At 54.0% G+C, this 18,968-nt stretch carries 24 protein-coding genes; 13 read left to right on the forward strand and 11 right to left on the reverse strand.

What is annotated here, in order from left to right; genetic code table 11:
* Window positions 1-117 precede the first annotated feature (117 nt).
* The 6 genes from J2P76_RS09395 (at window position 118) to J2P76_RS09420 (ending at window position 3,695) form a co-directional block, all read left to right on the forward strand.
* Entirely contained in the window at window positions 118-396 is a 279-nt protein-coding gene (locus tag J2P76_RS09395; RefSeq protein WP_085970280.1) for a DUF4148 domain-containing protein, read from the forward strand.
* A 239-nt stretch (window positions 397-635) separates the two neighbouring features.
* Complete coding sequence (locus tag J2P76_RS09400; RefSeq protein WP_012251406.1) at window positions 636-944, forward strand: hypothetical protein; 309 nt, start codon at window positions 636-638, stop codon at window positions 942-944.
* 50 nt (window positions 945-994) lie between these two features.
* On the forward strand, window positions 995-1,249 hold the full coding sequence (locus J2P76_RS09405) for a DUF2933 domain-containing protein (protein WP_012251407.1): 255 nt from the start codon (window positions 995-997) through the stop codon (window positions 1,247-1,249).
* Between the two features lie 200 nt (window positions 1,250-1,449).
* Window positions 1,450-2,637 carry a protein-disulfide reductase DsbD family protein gene (locus J2P76_RS09410; RefSeq protein WP_012251408.1) on the forward strand — a complete coding sequence of 396 codons (1,188 nt, stop codon included), beginning with the start codon at window positions 1,450-1,452 and terminating at the stop codon, window positions 2,635-2,637.
* Window positions 2,634-3,143 (forward strand): protein-disulfide reductase DsbD domain-containing protein, encoded by a 510-nt coding sequence (locus tag J2P76_RS09415; RefSeq protein WP_012251409.1) that lies wholly within the window; start codon window positions 2,634-2,636, stop codon window positions 3,141-3,143. The genes J2P76_RS09410 and J2P76_RS09415 overlap by 4 nt, the downstream gene beginning before the upstream one ends.
* 117 nt (window positions 3,144-3,260) lie before the next feature.
* The gene (locus J2P76_RS09420; RefSeq protein WP_012251410.1) at window positions 3,261-3,695 is read left to right on the forward strand and encodes a DUF411 domain-containing protein; all 435 of its coding nucleotides are present in this window, start codon (window positions 3,261-3,263) and stop codon (window positions 3,693-3,695) included.
* 31 nt (window positions 3,696-3,726) lie between these two features.
* On the opposite strand, the gene J2P76_RS09425 is transcribed toward J2P76_RS09420, so the two are convergent.
* The 3 genes from J2P76_RS09425 to copC form a co-directional block, all read right to left on the reverse strand.
* Window positions 3,727-4,215, reverse strand: a complete 489-nt coding sequence (locus J2P76_RS09425; RefSeq protein WP_041863213.1) for a c-type cytochrome — start codon at window positions 4,213-4,215, stop codon at window positions 3,727-3,729.
* A 583-nt stretch (window positions 4,216-4,798) separates the two neighbouring features.
* Window positions 4,799-5,725, reverse strand: a complete 927-nt coding sequence (gene copD, locus J2P76_RS09430) for a copper homeostasis membrane protein CopD (RefSeq protein ID WP_207406604.1) — start codon at window positions 5,723-5,725, stop codon at window positions 4,799-4,801.
* Window positions 5,726-5,728: 3 nt separating this feature from the next.
* On the reverse strand, window positions 5,729-6,115 hold the full coding sequence (gene copC, locus J2P76_RS09435) for a copper homeostasis periplasmic binding protein CopC (RefSeq protein ID WP_012251414.1): 387 nt from the start codon (window positions 6,113-6,115) through the stop codon (window positions 5,729-5,731).
* 414 nt (window positions 6,116-6,529) lie between these two features.
* Here copC and J2P76_RS09440 point away from each other — a divergent pair, with 414 nt between their 5' ends.
* Entirely contained in the window at window positions 6,530-7,075 is a 546-nt protein-coding gene (locus tag J2P76_RS09440) for a DUF305 domain-containing protein (protein WP_012251415.1), read from the forward strand.
* A 10-nt stretch (window positions 7,076-7,085) separates the two neighbouring features.
* On the opposite strand, the gene J2P76_RS09445 is transcribed toward J2P76_RS09440, so the two are convergent.
* The 6 genes from J2P76_RS09445 to J2P76_RS09470 form a co-directional block, all read right to left on the reverse strand.
* Complete coding sequence (locus J2P76_RS09445) at window positions 7,086-7,562, reverse strand: DUF411 domain-containing protein (RefSeq protein ID WP_012251416.1); 477 nt, start codon at window positions 7,560-7,562, stop codon at window positions 7,086-7,088.
* Window positions 7,563-7,598: 36 nt separating this feature from the next.
* Window positions 7,599-8,423: a copper resistance protein B gene (locus J2P76_RS09450; protein WP_012251417.1), complete on the reverse strand. Its 825-nt coding sequence runs from the start codon at window positions 8,421-8,423 to the stop codon at window positions 7,599-7,601.
* A gap of 291 nt (window positions 8,424-8,714) precedes the next feature.
* Window positions 8,715-10,574: a copper resistance system multicopper oxidase gene (locus J2P76_RS09455; RefSeq protein WP_012251418.1), complete on the reverse strand. Its 1,860-nt coding sequence runs from the start codon at window positions 10,572-10,574 to the stop codon at window positions 8,715-8,717.
* Between the two features lie 47 nt (window positions 10,575-10,621).
* Window positions 10,622-11,125 (reverse strand): cupredoxin domain-containing protein, encoded by a 504-nt coding sequence (locus J2P76_RS09460; RefSeq protein ID WP_012251419.1) that lies wholly within the window; start codon window positions 11,123-11,125, stop codon window positions 10,622-10,624.
* 76 nt (window positions 11,126-11,201) lie between these two features.
* Window positions 11,202-12,584, reverse strand: a complete 1,383-nt coding sequence (locus tag J2P76_RS09465; protein WP_012251420.1) for a heavy metal sensor histidine kinase — start codon at window positions 12,582-12,584, stop codon at window positions 11,202-11,204.
* On the reverse strand, window positions 12,581-13,255 hold the full coding sequence (locus J2P76_RS09470; protein WP_012251421.1) for a heavy metal response regulator transcription factor: 675 nt from the start codon (window positions 13,253-13,255) through the stop codon (window positions 12,581-12,583). The genes J2P76_RS09465 and J2P76_RS09470 overlap by 4 nt, the downstream gene beginning before the upstream one ends.
* Before the next feature lie 124 nt (window positions 13,256-13,379).
* Between J2P76_RS09470 and J2P76_RS09475 the strand changes: the two genes are divergently transcribed.
* The 5 genes from J2P76_RS09475 (at window position 13,380) to J2P76_RS09495 (ending at window position 17,532) form a co-directional block, all read left to right on the forward strand.
* The gene (locus J2P76_RS09475; RefSeq protein WP_151208993.1) at window positions 13,380-13,733 is read left to right on the forward strand and encodes a hypothetical protein; all 354 of its coding nucleotides are present in this window, start codon (window positions 13,380-13,382) and stop codon (window positions 13,731-13,733) included.
* Between the two features lie 186 nt (window positions 13,734-13,919).
* Window positions 13,920-14,303, forward strand: a complete 384-nt coding sequence (locus J2P76_RS09480) for a DUF4148 domain-containing protein (RefSeq protein ID WP_012251422.1) — start codon at window positions 13,920-13,922, stop codon at window positions 14,301-14,303.
* Window positions 14,304-14,421: 118 nt separating this feature from the next.
* On the forward strand, window positions 14,422-15,534 hold the full coding sequence (locus J2P76_RS09485; RefSeq protein ID WP_012251423.1) for a glycosyltransferase: 1,113 nt from the start codon (window positions 14,422-14,424) through the stop codon (window positions 15,532-15,534).
* A gap of 932 nt (window positions 15,535-16,466) precedes the next feature.
* Complete coding sequence (locus tag J2P76_RS09490; RefSeq protein WP_012251424.1) at window positions 16,467-16,763, forward strand: DUF4148 domain-containing protein; 297 nt, start codon at window positions 16,467-16,469, stop codon at window positions 16,761-16,763.
* A 157-nt stretch (window positions 16,764-16,920) separates the two neighbouring features.
* Window positions 16,921-17,532 carry a cation transporter gene (locus tag J2P76_RS09495; protein WP_012251425.1) on the forward strand — a complete coding sequence of 204 codons (612 nt, stop codon included), beginning with the start codon at window positions 16,921-16,923 and terminating at the stop codon, window positions 17,530-17,532.
* 144 nt (window positions 17,533-17,676) lie between these two features.
* On the opposite strand, the gene J2P76_RS09500 is transcribed toward J2P76_RS09495, so the two are convergent.
* Both J2P76_RS09500 and J2P76_RS23630 read right to left on the reverse strand, forming a co-directional pair.
* The gene (locus tag J2P76_RS09500; protein WP_242697332.1) at window positions 17,677-18,450 is read right to left on the reverse strand and encodes a ChbG/HpnK family deacetylase; all 774 of its coding nucleotides are present in this window, start codon (window positions 18,448-18,450) and stop codon (window positions 17,677-17,679) included.
* Window positions 18,447-18,674 carry a hypothetical protein gene (locus J2P76_RS23630; RefSeq protein ID WP_231852733.1) on the reverse strand — a complete coding sequence of 76 codons (228 nt, stop codon included), beginning with the start codon at window positions 18,672-18,674 and terminating at the stop codon, window positions 18,447-18,449. The genes J2P76_RS09500 and J2P76_RS23630 overlap by 4 nt, the downstream gene beginning before the upstream one ends.
* On the opposite strand from J2P76_RS23630, the gene J2P76_RS09505 reads away from it, so the two are divergent.
* The gene (locus tag J2P76_RS09505) at window positions 18,607-18,921 is read left to right on the forward strand and encodes a GtrA family protein (protein ID WP_331386540.1); all 315 of its coding nucleotides are present in this window, start codon (window positions 18,607-18,609) and stop codon (window positions 18,919-18,921) included. The two genes, J2P76_RS23630 and J2P76_RS09505, sit on opposite strands and share 68 nt — an antisense overlap.
* Window positions 18,922-18,968 lie beyond the last annotated feature (47 nt).

Here is an 18,968-nt window from a genome sequence, read left to right on the forward strand (position 1 = left end):
ATCCCGGCACCCAAGGCGCACATCGGATACCCCGCTTGTACGAACGGCTTGCCGAATTTAGAAAAGGCAGTGTCTCTGGATGCGCGAGGCATTACCCCTTTATTGAGGATGATTACCATGAATCGACTTGCTATTGTGACCATCGCTTCTGTTCTGTTCGCCACCGCTTCGGGCGCCAATGCGGATCCCTTGCCGAGCGGTTCCGCGAACGTTGCAAATTCCTCGCTCACTCGTGCTCAAGTTCAGGCCGATCTCGCGCTCTGGAAACGTGCGGGGATGGAACGTCTTCAAAAACGAGCGGAAGTGGATCCGAGCGTCTATGCCTCAACGGATTATCGGGCTCACTATGCAGAGTATGTACGCTTGCGCTCCAATCCGGATTCCGCACGCAACTGAGTCTTCAATGAACGCGTGCGTCGCTAGGACATCGGGCAACACGAAGGCCGCAATGATCTTCGGTGAGGTGTTGCCCACGACTATGCCTCTTGTCTGGTGCCACTAACTAAAGGGCGCTTGAAACGTTGCCTAAGGTGAAACCCTCTTTATCGCTATCGATGGTCGCCGAAAAATTGAACGCATCGAACAGTTTCTTGTCTATTCATCTATCGGCCAACCGTTAATTTTCAGGAGCAGATATGAACACGAAAACCCTTCTTGCCGGCATTGTGACGTCAACTGCCATGGCATTCGGCGTGCCCGCCATCGCCGCAACCCCCGCACACGATGGCGGCAACATGAACACCGGCATGCACGACATGCAGGGCAACGGCAAGAACATGCCTATGGGGGACATGATGGGGATGATGAAAAATTGTCCCATGATGGCTCAGTTGCCTCCTGGCAACGAAAAGCTTTCGATGCAGATGCATGCCGCAATGATGAAGGCTATGGGGGATATTCTTAGCAAGTATGCCGATCAGGTCAAAGTCCCTGAGGGCAAGTAGCTGGAACGTAACGATTGAACCTTAGCTTGCCCGATTTGGAGGAACCCAAAATGCAATGCAGCAAAAAGACGATGGCGTATGTGGCCGTGGGAGTCGTGGCGGCTATCGCCGCAGCCTACGCACTCCTTCCTGGTATGCGTGAAACGCTACTGGGTGTGGCCCCGTTGTTGCTGGTGCTGGTTTGCCCGTTGTCGATGCTATTCATGATGAAAGCGATGGGTGGCCAAAATCAAGCAAAAGAGGCTGACCGGCCCCACGTAGACGTAGATCCGGTCGCACAAATAGGCTCGAAGGCTTCGCAGTAGGATGCGAGGTCACGGAGTGAAACCGAACTGCAGAGGGTCTCTTCTTGCGTCACCTGGCATCGGCTCGGAGGCCTATTGCACTACGCCCGTATTCACATTCCTGCATTCCCGCCGATATCGCATGCTGAATCCCACAGGCACGGGCCTCACTCACAGCAGTGAGGCCACAGCCTCGCGCCTCTTCGTCTGAGATTTACGGCATGAGCGCACCGTTGCTGGTCCAAACCCTGTTGGCTATCGGTGCCGGACTGCTGCTCAATCTCACTCCGTGTGTCCTGCCCGCTGTGCCGCTCAAGGTACGCGCAGTGTTGCGCGAAGCGGGCGAACGTCAGGCGATGCGCGTGACCTCCGCAGCACTCTTTGCTGCCGGATCAGTAGCTTTTTTTGGCAGCTTGGGATTGGCCACCTCCCTCTTGCAGTGGCGTTGGGGAGTGCTCTTCCAGTCGCGACCACTCCTGATTGCCATGAGCGCTCTGCTTACCGCCTTGGCCATTCTGAGTTTCTTTGGGCGCAGCCTGCCTCTGCCCAATGCTTTGGTAACGCTGCGCGGCAGACGTCTGCTTGAACCTTTCGTCTCTGGACTGGTAAGCGCGCTACTGTCCACTCCCTGCACCGGGCCGCTTCTGGGCGGCGTGTTGGTCTTTGCGCTAGCACAACCGCTTGCCAACATTCTCGTTATCTTTGTCGCAATCGGTCTGGGACTGGCGGCACCTTATGTCGTGCTCATTTTGCGACCGAGCCTACTCAAGCGTATGCCACGTGCCGGAGCATGGACGGCAGTTGTGCAGCAAAGCTTTGGCTGGTTGCTGCTCGCAGCAGCACTTTTTTACGCACAAAGCGTGCTACCCGCCGCGTGGGGTACCCCCATATGGATAGCGCTGCTTATCGCCATACTCGGATGGGCGGCCGTCACGTTCCAGCGGGCCACAGAGCGCAGTGCCCGAACAGCCGCAATATCGGTGGGTGTCATAGCGGTAGTGCTCGGCTACTTCGGTTCTGGACTCGGCCAGTCGTCAGAAACCGCCATCGCGTGGCAACGGTTGCGCGCTACCGATGTAGAGGCCCTACCCACGCTCGGTCGGCCTGTCTTAATGGAATTTACCGCTCAGTGGTGCATCAACTGCAAGGTTCTGGAGAAAACGGTGTATGCGGACAGAGATGTCGTCGCGGCCCTGAAACACACTGGAACCGTTCCACTGCAGGTGGATCTCACTCGCCCCGCCCCGATTCTTGAACACCTACTCGCCTCGCACGGTGGGGTGGGCCTGCCCTTTGCCGTCGTGCTCGATGACAAGGGGCGCGAAGTGCAAGCGCTCTCGGGTCTTTTTACCAGCACCAGCCTAGTGCAAGCGCTGAACAAAACCCTGACACAGGAGAACGGATCATGAATCGCCAGACCCGATACGGACTAGGCATGCTTGCCGCTATCGTGGTCGTCGCGGGCGTCGCCCTCCTGATTGCTGGCACGCTCCAGACTTCCCTCGATTCGCCTGCGGGCGGCATCACTACGTATACAGAATTTGCCGATTCGGCCAATCATGTCAAGGCATCACTCACGAAGACGGGACAGGACGGAGTAATTACGCTGCACATTGGCGACGGTTGGCACGTCAACGCCAACCCAGCCTCTCTAGACAACCTGATCCCGACTTCCGTACTCGTTGTGGGCGATGGCGAGGAGCGTTCAGTGCAAGCTGATTACCCGGCCGGCAAAAATAGTGGAATCAAGATCGATACAACCGATATCATGGTTTACGATGACGGCACGCGCATTCCGGTGCATCAAATCGAGATCGACGCGGGCGAACACCTCGTCATGCGGGTTCAGGCCTGCAACGATCAAGGGATCTGTCTCGCACCTGCGACGATTTCTGTCGTTCAGGAGCAAGTCTAACTGCGGAACCCGCGCCACGCGGAGCAAACAAAGATCCTGTCAAGCGTAGGATATGGCGACTGCGGACGAATCATGACTTTCAACGTTCGGTAAATCACCTCAAGAGGAACATTTATCATGCACACAGTAAAGAAATTGGCCTTGGGTGTGGCGCTCGGCCTGCCGCTCTCAGTCTTTGCCGCCGGTATCCCTGTCAAAATGTACAAAAATCCCGACTGCGGATGCTGCGATCGATGGGCCGCATACATGGAAGCCAACGGCTTTGCCGTGGAGACTATCAACACACGTGATCTCGCCTCCATCAAGGCGAAATACCATGTCCCCGCGAGCCTTGCTGGCTGCCATACAGCACTGATTGAAGGCCATGTAGTAGAAGGCCTGGTGCCTGCCAAGTATGTCAAGCGGATGCTCTCGGAGCACATTGCAGGCCAGGGGTTATCGCTTCCCGGCATGCCGGTGGGCGCGCCGGGCATGCCCGGTGACCAGGCAGGACCTCTCACCGTCTACACCCTGGGTCCGGGCGCCCAGTCCAAAGCGTACGCAAATTTCTAGTATCGAAGAAGCGAGCTGCAGACCAGCGTCGTCACCGCGGCCGCTGCTGTTCGGTCACTTCCTTCTGCATGCGCAGGACGTCGGACGACCACGTGCTCTTGATGTAGGCGAGCACCGCAATAATCTGTTCATCGCTCAACGTACTACCGAATGCTGGCATGTCGCTCTGATAGTCCGATGGCGCGGTTCGTCCTGGAATCAGGCCGTTTTTCACTAGATCAAAAAGCACTGCATCGGGATGGTGCCAGGTATGGCCAGTATCATCGTGTGGCGGCGCGGGCAGTCGTCCATTGGCTAAGCGCTCACGCCAACGTGGCTGTCCCTGCAACTTTGCCCCATGGCAAGCAGCGCAAGCGTACGCATAAATAGCCTTCCCCTGCATAACATGCCCTGAGTTCGTGGGATCGATGAACGTCGCACTGGACGGAAGGTTGACCCAATACAATAGGGATGCTCCCCCAACGGCAGTCATACCAATGGCTGCAACGGCCCATTTTCTATTGAATTGGAGAAATGCCATAGCCTGATGAGTATTCCAGTCGGTGGTAATTAACGAGTCCAATGTAAGTCAAAGCCAGTAGTCGATTGCGCTACTCGCGCTGCTACAGGAGAGAGTACTCCCAACCAATCCATACTTGCCAAGATACGGCGAGCGTCGATTCCATGAACAGGCTCTCAAGCTTGATACAGCCGCGGCGGCGGTTAGCCTTAAACAGCGAATCAGCGTGATCAAGCGCCGAACATAGACGAACAACATCATTGCTGACGGTGGCGATCTTCCTCCCACCTTCGCCTCCACGGATGCACCAATCGATTAGCAGACCGTGCATTCGAAGCGGCTTACCTGCACCATATTCCTCGCCCCTGAAAAATGCACGACGCTCCTCCATCTACTAACAGCCTCATCTACTTCGCCGCTCGGACTGCGGCAAAACTAACGAGAGCAGATACAGAACACGTGCTGAAGGGAGGCAGCCAATATGAGTTCATGATTGCTCCTTTTGCAAAAACTACGCCTGCTTTCTCCGCGCCGTTAATAGCGCGTGTTTATGACAACCTCCCACCCGGTCGTTAGTCTGCATCCCCCTAACGCATGTCAAATATTAGGTTCCGTTGGGAGAAAGAATGCCTAGCCATGCGACACCCGCGAAAATCAGAACCGCTAAGCTTGCCTCCATGAACAGACTCTGCCGTAGTTTGACAACTGCCTGCGTGCGATTTTCGCCTTTCAGCGACGCTTCCAGAGCGGGACTCAACCTAAACCGATTCGCCGCCGCAAGCGCGAGCATTCCTCCAAATAACAAGAGCTTCCCTAAAAGCAGACGGCCATAAAGCGTTGAGGAAAGCGGACTAAGAGATGGTCCAGCGATCATCAAGTAATTGAGGACTCCACTCACGACCAGCGTTGCCACGATCAGCGTACCAATCCGTGCGAAGCCATTGGAAGCTCGGCTCAGGAGTTCTACCGAACCGTGAGCGGTGCCCGGCTTGATTACTGCAAGCATAAAGAAGGCAACCAAAGCGCCTATCCAGGCGCCCGCCGCCCAGAGGTGCATGACGTCGGAAGCGAGATGAATGTATCCGCGCACGCCATCATCCATAGCGCCGTGGCCCGCCCAGGCAAGTGTCGCAAGTCCCACGCCGCTTGAGACTGCCATAACAGAAAATCGCAATCTTGGATTCAATTTGAGTATTGCGATGACTGCACAAGTCATCAGCGCTAGGATACGAACGCACCAGGCGATTCCCAAATGGGTACCTGTAAGGAGCATTTCGAATACATGCGTCGACAGCTCGGCGTAGTTTTGCGCGCCAGACATGACCTTGGCCATGAGCGCCAATGCCCACATTGACAATGCAATGCCGATTACTGCAAACGCGCCAACAAGTATTCGATAACGTCTTGAGATCGCAGAAGATCGCTCGTCATGCCCCAAAGCGTAGACACCGAACATGGCGACGCCAAATGCCGCCGCCACGTCCAGATAGAGTGCGAGGCGCAACGCGATAGTCAACCAATCCCCAGCCATGGGTTATTTCACCTGGAAATCCACATTACCGGTGATCGGATGCGTATCCGACGAAACTGCGCGCCATTCCACGCGGTACTCGCCTGGCTGCAATGCTTGTGCCGGTGTAATAATCATGGTTTTTCCATCACTGGCACCGGACACGCTGGCGCTTATCTTCATCGCACCGTGATTCGGCATACCGGCCATGCCTGTCATGGACAAGCTAGCGGCAGAGAATTGCGACACGAGCGTTTCGGAAAACTTCAAATCGATAGTGGCAGGTGCAGTGACCTGAGATTTGTCGGCGGGCGTCGACGACACCAGCGAAGGGTGCGCAAATGCAGCGGTGGCGAACAAGCCGGCGGCGATTGGCGCAACGAATTTTGCAATGAAGTCTAAACGAAGCATAGATTTCCTACCTTAATGTGTGATGGTGGTTAAGTAAGCAATGCTTAGGCAGCTAGTGTCTCAAGCATTTAACGTCACAACCGTTTTCAACTCAATAAGCAACCGCACGCTGAGATAGCGCACGTGCATTCTTAATGCAGAGATGCTTGGAAGTGATTTTGACAGGATCACCCTGACGCGAATCAAACGACGGCATTACTCTTTCGTAAGCATTCAGAATAGTTCGCCACTCTGACCCAATGCAACGGACGCGACGCCGCATAAGCATACTCAAATAAAGTGTAGCGACAGTGCGGCGACCAAACTAAGCCGGAACGAAATTTGCTGCACACCAAAAGTCAAAATCAATCTGCGCCGTTCGCATGGGCGCTGTGCTTGGCATGGCAACAACCAGCGCACAACAGGGAGTCGACAATGGACAACACCGAAAGAAAATCAATGAAGATGAGTTACGGACGCTTTGCGCTGATGATCATTGCCGCTACAGTCATCATGTACGGGCTCATGTATTTGAATGTCTACGTCTTATCGCATATTGAGTTCAGTCAAATGCGAATATGGATGGCGATCCTAATGGGTGCGGTGATGGCCATCGTCATGCTTGGCTTCATGTGGTCCATGTATAGGAGCGCGAAAGCCAACATCGCCATCGTGATCAGCAACGTAGCAGCCTTCGCCATTGCACTGTGGTTGGCACGCAGTCAAACCACAGTTGACGATATCTCTTACATGAGAGCAATGATTCCTCATCACTCTATCGCAATTTTGACGAGCGAACGTGCTCGCATTCGCGATCCGCGAGTCCGGAAGCTAGCAGACGGGATTATTCGAGCACAGCTCAAAGAAATAGAGGAAATGCAGCAGTTGATCGCCGACCTGGAAACAAACCCGCCGGCAAACGATACGCCTGTTCTCCGAAGCTATCGAACACTTGGCTTACCGCCTCCGAAACCACAGTAGGAAACCCACTCTAGCGGTATTGCTGATACACGCTGGCTTCGCCAGCATTCCCGATCAGAAAAACATCATATGCGAATCGCTTGCCACCATAGGCCGGTCCGTCCATCCCCGGAGAACCGAGGGGCATACTTGGCACGGCCAGGCCCACGGCGGCCGGACGCTCACGCAATAACCGCCTGATCTCACGTGCTGGAACATGTCCCTCAAGGGCATATCCCTCAACCCGGGCGGAGTGGCACGACCCATAATCGTCCGGAATTCGGTTCTGACGGCGAGCTACTGAAGTGTCCGTCACGTCACGGACGCTCACTTGAAAACCATTATCTTGAAGATACTTCACCCAGTCTTTGCAACAACCGCATGTAGACGTCTTCCATACGTCAACCGTCACCGCCGTTTTTGCTAAAGACGCGACGGGAATTAACGCAACGGCCGCCAGCATTGCACGGCGGCTTAGATATCCGCCTTCAGATTCGAGTAGCGTCATCCTTACGCTCCATTGATTGAAAAATTTGCTGAGCATCTAGAACCAAATTCGGACACCAGCCAAGATCGTCCGTTCAGATCGGCTTTCCCCATCCTCGCTCGCGTATCTGGCTGTCTTACCGAACTTGCGGCCGAACGACACGCCAATATACGGTGCTACCTCTCGCGTTATCTCGTAGCGAAGCCGCAACGACAGCGATGCATCGGATAAGCCCGCGCCTATACCACGCGCTTTGTCATCCTTTCCGTAAAGACTGGCCTCGACCTCGGGCGTCAAGATCAACCGCTGGGTAAGCAGCAGATCGTACTCGGCTTTCAACGCCAATGCGGTCCGTCCTGCCTCACCAACGTAGGCAGTTAGCTCCGTTTCAAATTTGTACGGCGCTAGACCTTGGATGCCCATTGCCGCCCAATTGCGTTTAGGTCCGGTACCAAAATCGCGGCGGGCACCTAGTTGGAAGTCCCAATATGGAGAAAAGGTATGACTCCAGAAAGCCTCTAGTTTACCATCGGTGCTGCCATTGACACGATCGCCCTCACTCTTGATCCAGAGCTTATTCAAATCACGCCCGATCCAAAATTGACCATCCCATTGCAGACCGGTCTCGCCATCTCGATTATAGGCCACCCCTAGTTTGTCAAAAAGCAGATGGGTCGTAATCATGTCATCCATCATGTGAGGATGAATATCGTAGGCTGAATAGCGGTGATCGGTTGTACCGTCACTTGTCGGCAACGTCCCCACTGCAGGCCCATTCTGAAAAGATCCCATCAACATCCCATCCATGGAGCCGTGGTCCATTCCTTGCATAGGCTGATTCTTCGCCCCCTCCGACATACCCGGCATCGAACTATGATCCATGCCTTTCATTGAATTTTGGCCCATGCCCTTCATCGAGCCATGATCCATCTCTTTCATGGGCGACGCCTTCGCTCCTTCCGACATACCGGGCATCGAACTATGATCCATGCCTTTCATTGAATCCTGGCCCATGCCCTTCATCGAGCTGTGATCCATTCCCGGCATCGACTTATGGTCCATACTCGTAGCATCGGCCTGAGCCAGAGCCGCGGTAGCTGCAAATCCCATGAATGCACCGCTCAGAACCGATGCCAGCCGTTTTCGTTCCACGCTTAACGTCCCCATTTTGACTTACTCCACGACGACGGCGCGGAACATGCCCGCTTCCATGTGATATAGCAGGTGGCAGTGATACGCCCAGTTCCCTCTAGCATCCGCGCTTACGCGATAACTGACACGTTGCGCGGGATTGAGGCTTATCGTGTGCTTACGAACTTGAAAATTACCCTCAGGCGACTCGAGGTCGCTCCACATCCCATGCAAGTGAATCGGGTGCGTCATCATCGTGTCATTGACCAAGACGAATCGCACGCGCTCGCCAAACTTCAGGACAATAGGCTTCGCTTCAGTGAATTTCAATCCGTTGAAGGACCACATGTACCGTTCCATATTTCCCGTGAGATGCAATTCGATCTCCCGAGTGGGCGGTCGATTATCTGGGGGCTCGACCATCGAATGCAGATCGGCGTAGGTCAAAACCTTGCGCCCATTGCCTCGTAGGCCCACACCAGGATCATCTAGCCTGGTTGACACCACATCAGGAGGCATAGTCGTTGCGGGACTATTCTCTGCGGGATAGGGATGCTTGACTTCAACCATCCCTCCTTCCCCGTCTCCAGCGCCATGATTCATCCCGCCGTGACTCATTCCCGCCATGCCGCCCATACTGCCGTGGTCCATTCCGCTCATCGCGCCTTGGTTGCCTGCGCCCGACGAGGATTGATCAGCGTTGCTCATTGAGCCATGATCCATCCCCTTCATTGAGCCGCCCGACTCTCCGCCCATATCCATTCCGGACATATCGTGAGCCATTCCCATATCCATCATGGTGAGGACCTGTACCGGATCCGTAGGTGGCACTTCTGCCGCCATACCCTCACGCGGAGCCAGCGTGGCGCGCGCGAATCCAGAGCGATCCATAGCCTGTGAGAAGATCGTATAGGCCCGATCTTCACTCGGCTCCACAATGACATCGTATGTCTCGGCGACAGCAATTCGGAATTCTTCTACTTCCACCGGCCGGACTGGTTGGCCATCAGCAGACACCACTGTCATTTTTAATCCCGGGATACGAACGTCAAAATACGTCATCGCTGAACCATTAATGAAGCGTAGGCGAACGCGTTCTCCAGGCTTAAACAGGCCTGTCCAATTTCCCGCTGGGGCCTTACCGTTGGTAAGAAATGTATAGGTCGCACCGGATACGTCAGCCAGGTCGGTCTGATTCATGCGCATTTTCTGCCACATGAGACGCTCGTTTAGGGCATTCTTCCACCCGCTCTTCTTTGCGTCATCCATCAGGTTTTCTACGGATGGCTGGATATAGTTGTAATAATCGGGCATGACCTTAAGCTTGCGGAACACGCTCATCGGGTCTTCGTCTGTCCAATCGGAGAGCAGCACGACGTAATCGCGTTCAGCTCGCACAGGATCTGGACGCTTGGGTTCAATAACAATCGCCCCATACAGGCCCGTCTGCTCTTGGAAGCCAGAATGGCTGTGATACCAGTACGTACCGCTTTGACGCACTTCGAATTGGTAGGTAAACGTTTCGCCAGGACGAATCCCTGGAAAGCTCAACCCAGGGACACCATCCATGCCTGTCGGCAACAAGATGCCATGCCAATGAATTGACGTATCCTCGCTCAGGCGATTTGTGACGCGCAGCGTTACCGTATCCCCTTCCTTCCAGTGCAGGGTCGGCGCGGGCAACATGCCGTTGACGGTAGTTGCCATTCGGGGAGACCCCGTGAGGTTGGCCGGGGATTCACCTATTTCCAGATCAAACTCAGTGCCAGACAGTACATTGGCCTGCTCGGGAGTTGGGAGCGCCCACGCCGGTTGCCGCCAAAGCCCCAGACCGGTCAACAATCCACCCGCTGCCAGGCCTTGAACAAACTGGCGGCGTTGGTTCGAAACAGCTTTTGTCATTTGCTCTCTCCCCGGACTGCCACTGGCCGCCCGGCTCCGAATTACCATCATTTGACCGAAACGGCCCCCTTCATGCCCGCGGGATAATGCCCCGGCTCAAGACATGCGAACGCCACGTGACCCGCCTTATCGAATTGCCAGACGATTTCGCCGGTCTTGCCAGCCTCCAGAGAGACGGAATTCGCCTCTTCGTGGCGCATACCTGGATCCTTCAGCATCATTTGATAATGGCCACTCAGGTCAGCCTCAGTACCCAGCACCATTTCGTGACGGATCTTGCCCGAGTTAGTAACCCTAAAACGCACCGTTTCGCCGGCTTTAACGTCAATACGGTCCGGTGTGAACCGCATGGCGTCTGTCATGACGACATCGATGGTGCGAGACACTTTGGATGCGTTGCCAGCCTTACCAATCGGAGCAGCTGTCTCGTGACCACCGCTATGGTTGCTACCATGCTCACTTCCGTGCGAACCCGCAGCTAGAGCACCAAACGAAATTACCGCGGCACCAACCGCAGCAATTAGGCGAACGCGATTGATCACTTTGCTCATCTTCATCCTCGACAATCGAAGTTGGGAAAGGCTGCCACTGTAACGAGCCACCCCTAACTACAGTCTGTCAGAAAGATTACTTTTTTGTAATGTCCTGATCGCGTTGAATTGTAAAACCCACTTCTGAACCGTGATTATCCGATTTCGCAAACGCGGCACCGCCATGCATCCGGGCAATTGCGCTAACGATTGCGAGCCCCAAGCCGTGTCCGTCTGCCCGTCCACTGCGAGCGTCATCCGCGCGAAAGAATCTATCGAAGATTCTGGGTAGCGCATCCCGGTGAATCGGTGTCCCTGGATTCCTGAGGCTGATTTCGACGAACTGATCGTCTTGTGCGCAACGAGCAAGTATCGTCTGACCATTTGGCGTAGCTTTTATCGCATTGCTCACGAGATTTGCAATGGCTCGTCTTAACAAGCGTGAGTTTGCGTGTACTTGCACATTTCCATCAACCACTAAGCGCACCCCGGCCTCTTCCAAAGCCGCCTCGTAGTATTCAACCACCTGATCTATCTCATCGCGAACCATCACGGGCCGGAGGTCGCGGGCAGTCTCGCCACCATCGGCACGCGCGAGAAACAGCATGTCGTTAATGAGCGCCTTCAGGCCGTGAAGCTCCTCCAGGTTGGATGCCATCACATCGCGCAATTCCTCAATGGAACGCTCCGAAGAAAGAGTAACTTCTGTCCCGTTGATCAACGTGGCCAGCGGGGTGCGCAATTCATGCGCTACGTCAGCGTTGAACCCCTCCATCTGCTGATAAGCAGCCTGGACACGTGCCAACATTTTGTTGAACGTGTGCGTGAATTCTCTCAATTCACGATCGATCCCACCCTCTGGCAACCGCACCTTTAAATTATCAGGCCCGATCTGGGCCGCGCGGGCGGACAGCCGACGGATAGGGGCAAGGGATCGTCGAACCGCCCAAGCTGACAGTATCACCGTCACACCTATCCAAATGATGCATATCAGCACTAAAGCTGTAGCGAAGGCATAAAGGAACTCCGCACTGGGACGCACATTGACAGCGACAAGGAGCTGACCTTGCGGAAAGAGCTTTCCGTCAAGGGCAGCCTGCATTCCGCGCATATGCAATCCATCTTGCGTTTGAAGAGACACTTCGCCATCGGAAAATACTCGAGTGATCTGCGGTGCCTCGGCACCGTAGAAAACTTCACCATTGGGCCGTATGATCCACACCCGGAGATTGGTGTGCCCGACGAGAATACCGTCAAGCGTCTGACGCAAGCCATCGTACTGCGACGGCTCCGTCTGCATATCCACCATGTGGTCGATAAGCTCGAGCTTTCCCGAAACTTCCGTCATCTCCTGGCGTTGAACCTCACGCTTTAACGCCAGGAACAATGTGCAGCCTGCCACCGTGGACACCACGAGCGCAATCAAACCTAACAAAAGAGTGAGGCGGACCTGAATAGAATTCGTTGGAAGTAACCTCATTCACCGCGTTCCTCTAACACATAACCCATACCACGTACCGTATGCAAAAGCCTCCTGTCAAAAGGGTCGTCGATCTTAGCTCGCAAGCGTCGCACAGCGACTTCAATCGCATTCGTGTCGCTATCGAAGTTCATATCCCAAACTTGTTCAGCCAACATCGTTCTGGACAGAACTTGCCCCTGCCGGCGCAATAAAAGCGCAAGCAGCGTGAACTCCTTCGCCGTCAAGTCCAGTCGCATACCCGCGCGATGCGCCTTTCGCCGAGCAAGGTCCAACTCGAGATCGCCCAGTTTAAGCAGCGTTGATTCCTGGCCGCGGCCTCGCCGAAGCAATGCCTGGATACGCGCCAGTAACTCAGAAAACGCAAACGGCTTCACCAAATAATCGTCAGCTCCGTTCTCAAGGCCCCGCACCCTATCCTCCACTTTGTCTCGCGCAGTGAGCATGAGAACGGGAGTGTCCTTGGTTTCACGCAAGTCCTTCAGAATCCAAAATCCGTCGATTCCTGGCAGCATGACATCGAGCACGACGAGATCGTAATTGCCCTCCAGGGCGGCGTGCCGGCCGTCGACTCCGTTGCTTGCGATGTCCACGACGTAGTTATGTTCCGTCAAACCCTTTTGCAGATAGTGTGCCAGCTTACGCTCGTCTTCGATGACCAGAATTCGCATAACGAACCTCCTATTCCTTGCATAAATGTAATCAGCTAGTCCGATTCATGTCAGTACCAGACACGTAAAGTTTGAGATGTCGCCCCAACCCCAATTGGGTCATCTGATTCGAACGGAACCATTCATGCTAAATCGAAAATCACTGCTTACCGTTGCCGTCGCTGGCAGCCTGCTCGCCCCCGCAATCTCGAATGCGTCGCAGACATTCGAAACTACCAACGACGAGATTGGTCTTGTCACGCATTATGCACCGACTTCAGTCACCCGCGAGCAGGTTCTTCAAGACCTTGCCATGTGGAAAGCTCAACCCATTGCCAGCGACGGATGGCGAGAGACCGACAGCGACCAAGCGTGGCAAGCGCCGACGTCCGTTAATCGCCATACGTCTCACCAACCCCTTACGACTGCCAGTCAGGAACACGAACGTTGGCGCGTGGTTGATGGAGAAGCCGGCTGGATTGGCCCGTTCGGGGTTTGACGTTCATCCCCTTTTTTCAGGTCGGTACGTAGAACCTGAACATGGCATCCGCTATAGCCCCTTCTCATAGTTGATGCTCTGATCTCGTCGATGCATATGCGGCCATTTCCTGCGCTGCAGGGAGCAGATCGTCCCATGCATCTACGCGTCGCACCACACACTTGTAGATCCTTGTAGGAGATTTATATGAAACGCATTTCGTGCGCCATTGTCGCAGCAGCTATTTCTTTCGGTGCGATTGGCATCGTTCATGCTGAGACCAAGACTCGCGCCCAAGTCCGTGCCGAGCTGCAGGAAGCGAAAGCTAAAGGTCTGGTTACGTATGGAGAGCAGGAATACCCGGCGCCCGCCGTGTACACCAGCGGCAAAACCAGTGAGCAGGTGAAAGATGAACTGCAACAGGCTAGAGCCGCCGGCTTGATCACTGACGGTGAGCAACAGTACCCGCCGCAAGTTCCCGTCAGCAGCAGCAAGACGCGCTCACAGGTGCTCGCAGAACTGAAGGATGCTAAGGCTGCGGGCCTGGTTTCCTATGGCGACTTGGATTACCCGCCTACGCTCACCAACTGACCCACAACACCTCGGACTCCTGATTGTCCAATTTGCCTTAATGGGCTTAGCAAGCCTCAGGCGCTGAATCAGCATTCGCGCCTGGCACTCCCCTCCACGCGTTGCATGAAGAGAATGCATGAAGATCCTATACACCAACTTCCATAGGGCTGACGGAGGAGGGCACACAACATACATCATCTCTTTAGTGAGGGCATTGAAAGAAGCACATGAAATCGTAGTTTCCGCTCCATTGACAAGCCGTCTGCATCAGACGCTACTGTCGCTCTCCGATGTTAGGGTAGTCAATCATGACTTTCGAGGTGGGTTGCTGAAATGCGTACGCGATGCGCGCCGCTTCAGAGCATTCCTGCGTAGCGAGCGATTCGACATCGTTCATGTCAATGGTTCCGCAGACCATCGACTGTGCATGTTGGCGGTCGCAGGAATGGGTGTCGATCGGCCCGCAATTGTCTATACGCAGCACAACGACAGAGACGTCAATCGATTAGGCACACTCATCCGAGCGCGTTTCGGTACCACGCGCGTGATTTGCGTGTGCGCCCACAGTAGACGAAAACTGGAACAAAGCCCATTCAACCGATGCGGACTTACTACTGTTTACAACGGCGTCGACGTTGACCGATTCTCCCCCCCGCCCGCCTCTGACGTCAGGCACTATCGCAAACGCTGGATCGAGCCGCGACGGTCTGGCCGTTTGGTGGTTGGAAGCAATGCCGGCACGGCTGATTACAAGCGTTGGCTCGATATGGTAGAGGGTGCGGCATTATTGCCGAAGCATCTTCGCGATCAGATTATAATTTTGATCGCCGGCGTACCGCCCTCGGAAGACCAAGTATCCAAAGTCGAACAACTCGGCATGATGGACCATGTAATCTTCGTCGGCCTGCTCGACGACGTTCGACCATTCATTGCAACACTGGACGTCGGGTTCGTACTTTCATCGGAGGTCGAGACCATATCGTTCGCCTGTCGCGAGATGATGGCAATGGGCGTTCCCGTTATCGTCAGTGATTCGGGTGGACTTTCGGAAAACGTGGAACCTTACTGTGATGGCTGGGTGGTTCCTGCGTGCAATCCGCGTTCCGTTTCACTTGCCATAGCGAGCATCTTGACGAACCGCCAAAGCCTGATTCCCATGCGGCATGCTGCGAGAAAGAAGGCAGTCTCCGAATTCTCACTTACACGGTTTGTGTCCGACACACAAGATGTATACCTAGCAACAAAGTAGGAAACTCATTCCATCCAGCACGGGTTGGAACTTGCTCGCTTATGCGGTGATAGGGAGACCAGCGGCTCAAGATAGCGCTGTTCGACTTTTTTTATAGAAAGTCTTCTGCTTGCGGCTACGTCGTCAGCAATCGGTCTTGAACTTCTTCAACTAGTGACAAGCCGGTACCGATCCAGACACGCCACACAAACAGTCTCTTGTGATCGTCAGAAATGCGCACGGCTCCCATGTCCATTCATTGGATCTGTATCGTGTGTTCTTTAGCGCCCTAGCCTAGCTGGATACGGTGGAATCACGCTGGTCGCCACACATCGTCAACGATCACTGCATCACACCAAAAGCCGTAGTGTCAGCACGTTGAATTCCGACGATTTCAATACAAAAAAGTAATTCCATCGTACGCATTTTGACAGAGAATGTCTCATAAAATTCCGATGTCAATATGCACTGCTTATCATGTTCCCCGGCATAAGAAACGTTCTACCGACGCAGCCGATGAGTAGCCGCTCTGCCAATGGAGTGCGACAGGGCTTGCAAGCATTCTAGTAACCTGCCGACAACGCAGCAGCTAGAGTGTGTCACTGCAGTCATACTGAGCGTGACCTCTATCCTCCGCGAAGGGATGAGGTGTTTCGCACCGCGCATACTGCGTACACAGTATGCGCGGTTTTTCTTCGCACATGCATGGTGAATCCTATTGAAAGTACGCACGAACGTTCTTCTTGACAGTGTCACGGATTATCTCTTCGCGCTTCTCAACGGCTGCGTGAACCAAGCTTCCAGGCCTGCAGATTGCAGACTAAAACGTAATCTCGTTGTTGGCATTTAGCAAGGGTCGATCCAATAGAATTTGTTGTACAGCTATTTGATTTTTGAAAGACATCTTGCCGCGCTTAAATGCTCTGCTTGAGTCGGAACGTAAGGAGTTTCTCGTGAAGAATTTTTTGAAGTATCTACCCCTGGGACTGGCGTTGATTTCTATGCAATCGGCCATCGCAGGTTCAGCATCGACGTCGGAGAAATCCGCATTCGCACAAGATGCAGAACTCTCCCGTGCAGAGGTGCAGGCCGATTTGGCTATCTGGAAGCGAGCTGGCATGGACAAGTTCTGGCGAGGGAATCAGACTCCAAACACATTCAGCCGGGAATACCGAATGGCTCAGGCCGAATATCAACGGATGCGAAATGGCACGGAGTATCAGCAGGAACTACAACGTCGGACACAATGAGGCTCCTACCGCGCTTGATACGAACTGCCTTTCGCAGACTGAGTATCTCGCAATTGCATGCCACTTCGGTGGCATATTTTTTTGCTAGCTGTTGTCGCCAGCACAGGGAGCATTACAATCTTTCTTCCTTTCCGTTAACTTTCTCAACTTCATTCGAATGAGCGCCTCGACTGAACAGCCATCAACCGACGAGCGTCGAACGTTATGGATCGTGCTGATTCTCAACGCAGCTATTGCGGCGGCGTTTTTCATAAGCGGGGTAACCGCGGATTCAAGTGCGTTGATTGCGAACGGTGTCGACAACCTTTCTGACACAGCCGTCTACGCTCTCGGGCTGATAGCGTTGAGCCGCGGGAGCTTGTGGAAGCAGCGCGCGGCGATGGCATCGGGCGTGATGTTACTTGTTTTTGCTGTAGGGATATTGCTGGATGTGGGACGCCGCTATTTTCAGGGTAGCGAGCCAATCGGGCCGACAATGATGATCATGTCGCTTGTTGGCGGAGGAGTCAATTTCTATTGCTTGCGTCTTCTGCATCGGCTGGAGAATCCTGATGTCAATTTGCGAGCGGCAACGACATTCAGCCTTAACGATTTTATATCTAATGGTGGAATTTTGTTGTCTGGCGTACTGGTCTTTTGGCTGAACAGCAACTGGCCTGATCTTCTAGTTGGGCTGGCGACAACGTTAATCGCCATCAAGGGTGGCGTTGACATATTGCGCGATGTCAAAACAGATATCCGAAGGAATAATGGCTATGGCACGAAATAATATCAAGATATTCGGTGACAGATATCACCGACGATTTAGATACCGTGCGCCACTGTACTCCGCCATGACGAATCTAACGATCTCGAGAGAGTAGATAACAAGAACCCCGTAGGCAGAAGAATGGGGTCCATAGACTCAGCTCCATTAACGAATCGGCCGCTTTGCTATTCTCACCCCGCTCAAACGCATCCAGTCGCCCAGTTCCGGACGTGCCAATACCTCATACTCGGCCAGGCGTTGGGCTGCCGACATATCGTCCGCAATCGGTAAGCCAGGATGGCAAATCAAAAGATCGCCATCTCGCGCATTGTTCAACCAATGATGCAATAGCCTAGCATAACGACGTTCGCCTCCTTGAAATCTGTAGATTCCAAGCATACGCCGATTGATAGGCCAACCTTCGCATCGAGCGGCCCGCGCCACCTCGTCCGCGCCCAGAGCTCCAATTAAGTGGGCTTTGGCGGAATCGAGAATAGGGATTCCCGTCAACAGTCCGGGAGCGGTATATCGCAGCCAGGGCTTCCGGCGCCCACGGTAGCGTTCGCGCAATATGCAAAGCAATCGTGGTAGGACGCCGGGCAACTGATGAACATGTTGATGGCCATCGATATAGTCTGGAGGCCGTCCCAGTGTCTTCTCAAAAGTATCAAATTGACGCAGGAGCTGGTTGTCGACCCATGCTCTCTCAAGACGACCAGAATAGACACGGCCTATAAGTGTGCGTAGTGCCAATACGTTCGGTTGACTCGTTCCTCCAAATGCTGCGGTGAGATTCAGATGAAGGCCAACATCAAGATCAGCATCATTCAGCCGTCGCCCATTGACGACAAACGTGGGCCCGTGTACCAAGCAGCTAATTGCGCTGAGACGATCTAGTTTTATTAGTTGAAGTATGCCTGCATCAATACCAGAACTCATGCCGAAGTCGTCGCCGCAAAACACAACACGCTTCCAACATCGTTCTTCACCTTGCTCAGCACTAACGAGGCGGCCATGAAGCTCTTGATGATGGAAGCACGCTGGTTCGTTTTGGTGGGCGTCGGAGCTACCACGACACATTGGTTGGCCGTGGTGATGTGCGTTGAGTGGTTGTGCATACGCCCGTTGGTTGCGAACATCGCCGGATGGTTCATCGCATTCATAGTGTCTTTTATGGGACATTATTTGCTCACTTTTCGCCATTTAAGCGCGCGTTGGACGATAGCGCTACGACGCTTCTTTCTCGTATCGACATGCGGATTTTTGTTCAACGAGGTTGTGTACGCCTGGCTGCTGAGCAATACGAGGCAAAGCTACGAGCTTATGCTCGGTTTGGTTCTCTTAGGCTTGGCTTTCGCCACATTCCTCGCTAGCCGGTTGTGGGCATTTAGATGTCGCTCTGGCGGTTGACCCTCACTCCTACTGTATCCCTCGTCTCTGTGCACCGACACCCGAGC

The sequence above is a fragment of the Bordetella petrii genome (genome assembly GCF_017356245.1).
In the GTDB taxonomy this organism is placed as follows: domain Bacteria; phylum Pseudomonadota; class Gammaproteobacteria; order Burkholderiales; family Burkholderiaceae_B; genus Bordetella_A; species Bordetella_A petrii_D.